Raw genomic sequence first — 4,340 nt, 5'->3', positions numbered from 1 at the left:
CAAGGCCCGCGCCGACCGCATGGTCGCCGAGGCGACCACCCACGCCGACGGGCTGGTGGGCGACGCCCGCGCCGAGTCGGCGGAGCTCCTCGACCGCTCGCGTCGGGACGCCGAGTCCACCACGAGCCGCGCCCGCGCGGAGGCAGACCGGCTCGTCGAACAGGCCAACATCCTCTACGACCGCACGATCACCGAAGCCCGGCAGGAGCAGCAGCGGATGCTGTCCGAGTCCGAGGTCGTCCGCATCGCCGACGAGGAAGCCGCGCGGGTGCGAGACGCCGCGCACGCCGAGAGCGAGCGTCGGCGCGAGGAATGCGACGCCTACATCGACGAGAAGATGGCCCGGTTCGAGGAGTTCCTCGGCACCACCCTCCGCACCGTCAGCCGGGGTCGCGAGGAGCTGCACGGTGTCGCCCCGGTCGGGCGACGGGAGCCCACCGGCCGGCGGGGGGTCCGCGAGGACGAGCGCCCGGGCGACGGGTACGGGGACTACTGACCCCGGCGGGTAGTCTGCTGGGCGTGTCCACCACCTCCCGTACCCCCCGCCACGGCCGGCCCGCCGCCGATTCGCTCGTCCTCGACACCCGCGTCCTCGGACGCGCCCCCGGCTCGATGGTGCCGGTGCAGCGTGCCGCCGTCCTCCCCTCGGCCATCGGCGTGGAGTTCATCCGGATCCCCGAGGGCTCCGAGGTGGACCTCGACCTCATGCTGACCTACGTCGACGAGGGTGTGCTCGTCACCGGCTCGGTCACCGGTCGGGCCGAGGTCGAGTGCGCGCGCTGCCTTGGCGAGTTCTCCGCCCCGGTGGGCGTGGACCTGACCGACATGTACGCGGCCGAGGGCACCGCCGCGGCCGAGGCCGCCGAGCAGGACGAGGTCCGCCTGCTGGACGGCGACCTGCTCGACCTCGAGCCCGCGCTCGTCGACGCGTTCGGTCTGGAGTTCCCCATGTCGCCGACGTGCACCGACTACGGACACGACGAGTGCATCAACCTGGACACCCCCGCTCCCGACGGCGTCTCCGGCGACGCCGAGGGCCGGATCGACCCGCGCTGGGCCGGGTTGGCGGAGAAGTTCGGGTCCACCGGAGCCGGCGACGCCGGTGAGGACCGCGCGTGACGGAGCAGCCGTCGCCCCTGGACTCTGTCCTGGGGGTCGCCCTCCCCGCCGACCTCGCCACCCAGGCTCTGACCCACAGGTCGTACGCCTATGAGCACGGCGGTCTGCCCCACAACGAGAGGTTGGAGTTCCTCGGCGACGCGGTGCTCGAGTTGGTCGTGACGGAGTACCTCTACACGGCGTACCCGGACCGTCCCGAGGGGGACCTCGCCAAGATCCGTGCGAGCCTGGTCAACACCTACGTCCTGGCCGACATCGCGCGCGAGATCGGCCCCGGCGGCCTGGGAGATCACCTGCGGCTCGGCCGCGGTGAGGAACTGACGGGCGGTCGCGACAAGCACTCGATCCTCGCCGACACCCTCGAGGCGGTGTTCGGGTCGGTCTATCTGACCCACGGGCTCGAGACGGCCCGGGGTCTGATCGAACGGATCATCGGCGACCGACTGCAGGTGGTCCCGCATCTGGGGGCGGCCCTCGACTGGAAGACCAGCCTGCAGGAGAAGTGCGCGTCGACGGGCAGGCCCAGGGTGCGGTACGAGATCACCTCCACCGGGCCGGACCACGACAAGACCTTCTCCGCGGTGGTGTTCGTGGGCGACGAGTCCCTGGGCGAGGGGACCGGTCGCACCAAGAAAGAGGCCGAGCAGAAGGCCGCCGAGCAGGCGTGGGCCGCCCTGGACGGGACCACACGCTGACGTGCCCGAGCTACCCGAGGTCGAGGTCGTCCGCAGGGGCCTGGCCGATCACGTCGTCGGTCGTGTGATCACGTCCGTGGAGGTCACCGGCGCCCGCACCGCGCGCCGGCAGCCGGGCGGCGCCCCTGAGATCGTCGCGCGTCTGACCGGCCGCACCGTCAGCGGCGCCCGGCGTCGCGGCAAGTACCTGTGGCTCACCCTGGACTCCGACCACGCGGCGGGAGCGGACTGCCTGCTCGTACACCTGGGGATGAGCGGGCAGATGTTGGTCGCCGAGGGCGGTGCGCCGCCGGTACGCCATCTGCACGCGCGAGCCGAGCTCGACGACGGCAGGGAGCTGCGTTTCGTCGATCAGCGGACGTTCGGCGGGTGGACCGTCGTCCCACTGGCGGAGGCTCTCGACGGCACGGGGGAGCTCCTGCCCGCGCCGGCCGCCCACATCGCGGCGGACCCGTTCGAGCCCGGGTTCGACCCCCTCGTCGCCGCCCGGACGATCCGACGCCGGGACACCGAGATCAAGCGCCTCCTGCTGGATCAGACCGTGGTCTCGGGGATCGGCAACATCTACGCCGACGAGGCCTTGTGGCGCTCCGGTCTCCACGGCCGCCGGCGGTCCGGCGCCGTGACACTCCGCGCCGTGACCGGGGTCCTCGAGCACGCCCGCGAGGTGATGGCGGACGCGCTGGCGGCCGGCGGCACCTCATTCGACGCGCTGTACGTCAACGTCAATGGCGCCTCGGGGTACTTCGATCGCTCCCTCGACGTCTACGGACGGGCGGGCCTGCCGTGCGCGCGGTGTGGGACGGCCGTGGTGCGGGAGGACTTCATGAACCGCGGTTCGCACTTCTGCCCGGTCTGCCAGCCCGCGCCACGCCGGTCCCGCCCGCCACGTCGGTCCCGCGCGCCGCGGCGGGGCTGAGGTGGCCCGCGGACCGGTCGTACGATGACCGCATGACTGAGTCGACGCCCCCCACCCTCACGCAGACGCCCGCGCCGGCCGCCCCGCAGGCGGCGCACCCCGCTCCCGATCTCCGTGTCGAACGCACCGGGACCCGACGCTACGTGGGGACATCTTCCCGGGGAGCCCGGGTCGAGATCGGCTCGGCCGACGTCGAGGGGGTGTTCACCCCGGGGGAGTTGCTCAAGATCGCGCTCGGGGCCTGCACGGCCATGGCCTCCGACTTCACGATCTCCCGCCGGTTGGGTGACGACTACGCCGCGACCGTTCGCGTCTCCGGAGACGCCGACCGCGAGAACGAGCGATACCCGCTGCTGGAGGAGAGCTACGAGCTCGACCTGTCCGGGCTAGACCCGGCGATGGCCGAGCGACTGGTGGCGATGATCCGGCGCTCGGTGGACTCCGCGTGCACGGTTGGCCGGACGCTCACCGCGGGCACCGAGATCGAGCTGGGCTTCGAGACCGGGGGCGGCGAGGCATGAGCGCCCCGGGAGCCGACCGGGTCCGGCTGGTCGCCTGGGTCCACGGCCGCGTCCAGGGCGTGGGCTTCCGTTGGTGGACCCGCAGCCGGGCACTCGAACTGGGGCTGAGCGGGTACGCGGCCAACAAGCCGGACGGGCGCGTCCACGTGGTGGCGGAGGGACCGGAGCCCGCGTGCCGTGACCTGTTGGAACTCCTCCGCGGCGGCGGGACCCCCGGCCACGTGGACCTCGTCGTCGACACCTGGGAGCCGGCCCGGGGCGGACTCCCGGGATTCGTCGAACGCTGACCTAGGATCGACAACCGTGTATCTCAAGTCGCTGACGCTCAAGGGCTTCAAGTCCTTCGCGGCGCCGACGACCCTGAGATTCGAGCCCGGAATCTGCTGCGTGGTGGGGCCCAACGGGTCGGGCAAGTCCAACGTCGTCGACGCCCTGACCTGGGTCATGGGCGAGCACAGTGCCAAATCGCTGCGCGGCGGCAAGATGCAGGACGTCATCTTCGCGGGGACCACGGGAAAGCAGCCGCTCGGCCGCGCCGAGGTCACCCTCACCCTGGACAACTCCGACGGCGTGCTGCCGATCGACTACGCCGAGGTGTCGATCACCCGCCGGATGTTCCGCGACGGCGCCGCGGAGTACGAGATCAACGGCGACCGCGCCCGACTCATGGACGTGCAGGAACTGTTGTCGGACTCAGGGATAGGCCGCGAGATGCACGTGATCGTCGGCCAGGGAAAACTCGCCGAGATCCTCGAGTCCAAGCCGGAGGAGCGCCGGGCGTTCATCGAGGAGGCCGCCGGCATCCTCAAGCACCGGCGCCGCAAGGAGAAGGCCCAGCGCAAGCTCGCCGGGATGCAGGGCAACCTGGACCGGTTGAACGATCTCACCACCGAACTGCGGCGCCAGCTCAAGCCGCTGGGGCGGCAGGCCGAGGTCGCGCGCCGGGCGCAGACCATCCAGGCGGACCTGCGCGACGCCACGTTCCGCCTCGCCGCCGACGACCTCGTCACCCGTCGACGCGAGCTCGCGGACGCCGAGAGTGTGCGCGCCCGGTTGGCGGACCAGGTCGCGCAGGCGGTCGACCGC

Annotated in this window: 6 protein-coding genes and 1 pseudogene; all 7 read left to right on the top strand. The window is 72.1% G+C overall.

What is annotated here, in order from left to right; all coding sequences use genetic code 11:
- Window positions 1–496 (top strand): annotated as a pseudogene (locus tag G6024_RS13670) (DivIVA domain-containing protein); the annotation flags it as partial.
- 23 nt (window positions 497–519) lie between these two features.
- Complete coding sequence (locus G6024_RS13665) at window positions 520–1,119, top strand: YceD family protein (protein WP_159148943.1); 600 nt, start codon at window positions 520–522, stop codon at window positions 1,117–1,119.
- Window positions 1,116–1,814 carry a ribonuclease III gene (rnc, locus tag G6024_RS13660; RefSeq protein WP_159148942.1) on the top strand — a complete coding sequence of 233 codons (699 nt, stop codon included), beginning with the start codon at window positions 1,116–1,118 and terminating at the stop codon, window positions 1,812–1,814. Before G6024_RS13665 ends, rnc begins: the two co-directional genes overlap by 4 nt.
- 1 nt (window position 1,815) lies before the next feature.
- Window positions 1,816–2,733: a bifunctional DNA-formamidopyrimidine glycosylase/DNA-(apurinic or apyrimidinic site) lyase gene (gene mutM / locus G6024_RS13655; RefSeq protein WP_096905310.1), complete on the top strand. Its 918-nt coding sequence runs from the start codon at window positions 1,816–1,818 to the stop codon at window positions 2,731–2,733.
- Window positions 2,734–2,765: 32 nt separating this feature from the next.
- Entirely contained in the window at window positions 2,766–3,254 is a 489-nt protein-coding gene (locus G6024_RS13650; RefSeq protein WP_119192436.1) for an OsmC family protein, read from the top strand.
- Window positions 3,251–3,541 (top strand): acylphosphatase, encoded by a 291-nt coding sequence (locus G6024_RS13645; RefSeq protein WP_119192437.1) that lies wholly within the window; start codon window positions 3,251–3,253, stop codon window positions 3,539–3,541. The genes G6024_RS13650 and G6024_RS13645 overlap by 4 nt, the downstream gene beginning before the upstream one ends.
- A gap of 16 nt (window positions 3,542–3,557) precedes the next feature.
- The coding region (locus G6024_RS13640) for a chromosome segregation SMC family protein (protein ID WP_159148941.1) at window positions 3,558–4,340 on the top strand (783 nt) is incomplete at its 3' end.

The organism is Dietzia maris (assembly GCF_014144855.1).
GTDB lineage: Bacteria > Actinomycetota > Actinomycetes > Mycobacteriales > Mycobacteriaceae > Dietzia > Dietzia kunjamensis.
The sequence above is the reverse complement of the archived record's forward strand: the minus strand, read 5'-3'. Positions and strand labels throughout refer to the sequence as shown.